1 protein-coding gene is annotated in these 797 nt (G+C 69.6%); it reads right to left on the bottom strand.

The features are described from left to right. The coding region (locus AC3WLY_RS35200) for an acetyl-CoA C-acyltransferase (RefSeq protein WP_492310901.1) at window positions 1-797 on the bottom strand (797 nt) is incomplete at both ends.

Genomic DNA, 797 nt, shown 5'->3' with positions numbered 1-797 from the left:
GCATACGCCTTGATCCGCGCCAGCGGCGTCAGGCCCAGCGCCGCCGCCTTCTGCGCCGACATCACCAGCACCGCCGCCGCGCCGTCGTTCAGACCCGACGCGTTCGCCGCCGTCACCGTGCCGTCCTTCGAGAACGCCGGCTTCAGCCCCGCCAGCGATTCCGCCGTCACGCCGTGACGCACGAACTCGTCGGTCGCGAACTGCAGCGGCTCGCCCTTGCGTTGCGGAATCGACACCGGCACGATCTCGTCGTCGAAGCGCCCGGCCTTCTGCGCGGCTTCAGCCTTGTTCTGCGACAGCGCCGCGAACGCGTCCTGCTCGTCGCGCGTAATGCCGTATTCCTTCGCGACGTTCTCCGCCGTGATGCCCATGTGGTACTGGTTGTACACGTCCCACAGCCCGTCGACGATCATCGTGTCGACCAGCTTCGCGTCGCCCATCCGGAACCCGTCGCGCGAGCCCGGCAGCACGTGCGGCGACGCGCTCATGTTCTCCTGCCCGCCCGCGATCACGATCTCCGCGTCGCCCGCGACGATCGCGTTCGCCGCCAGCATCACGGCCTTCAGGCCCGAGCCGCACACCTTGTTGATCGTCATCCCCGGCACTGCCGCCGGCAGCCCGGCCTTGATCAGCGACTGCCGCGCCGGGTTCTGCCCCGAGCCGGCCGTCAGCACCTGGCCCATGATCACTTCGCTGACCTGCTCGGGCTTCACGCCCGCACGCTCCAGCACCGCGCGGATCACCGTCGCGCCCAGCTCGGGCGCCGCAATCTTCGCAAGCGAGCCGCCGAATTTGCC

The sequence above is a fragment of the Burkholderia sp. FW306-1C-G01B genome (genome assembly GCF_058781685.1).
This window is presented reverse-complemented; position numbering and strand designations above follow the sequence as displayed.